Origin of the sequence: Paraburkholderia piptadeniae, assembly GCF_900007165.1 — a bacterium.
In the GTDB taxonomy this organism is placed as follows: domain Bacteria; phylum Pseudomonadota; class Gammaproteobacteria; order Burkholderiales; family Burkholderiaceae; genus Paraburkholderia; species Paraburkholderia piptadeniae.
The window spans coordinates 1-514 of record NZ_CYGY02000261.1 but is presented as its reverse complement, the minus strand read 5'-3'; the positions used below and the strand labels follow the sequence as shown (position 1 = coordinate 514).

General features: G+C 59.7%; 2 pseudogenes. Both read left to right on the top strand.

Annotated elements, in window-relative coordinates:
• Positions 1-276: pseudogene (locus BN2476_RS45125) on the top strand (pyrroloquinoline quinone biosynthesis protein PqqB); the annotation flags it as partial.
• Between the two features lie 71 nt (positions 277-347).
• Positions 348-514, top strand: a pseudogene (locus BN2476_RS49235) (pyrroloquinoline-quinone synthase PqqC); the annotation flags it as partial.

Genomic DNA, 514 nt, shown 5'->3' with positions numbered 1-514 from the left:
GGCACGTTGTGGACCGGCGATGAAATGATTCGCCTCGGCCTGTCGAAAAAGACCTCCGCCGACATGGGACATCTGCCGCAGACAGGTTCGGGCGGCATGATCGAAACGCTGGACTCGCTCGATGTGGATCGCACCGGCAACGCAGGCCGTGTCCGCAAGGTGCTGATCCATATCAACAACACTAACCCGATCCTGGTCGAGGATGGCCCCGAACGGCGCGTGCTCGCTGAGCATGGGATCGAAGTGGCATACGATGGGATGGCATTCGAACTGTGAACATTGAACGTTGAATGTCGAACTGCAGTGACGAGGCGCGCGGCTGTGATGGATAAAAAAACGGAGACGGTATGAACGCAACAGATACCTATGGCACGGCGCCGGTGCGCGACGCGCGTGCCCGAACGTCAGGGACACCAGGAGCCTCGGACGCCGATCAACCCGCCTGGAGCCGCGACGAATTCGAAGCACAGTTGCGCGCCAAAGGCACCGCCTATCACATCCATCACCCCTTCAA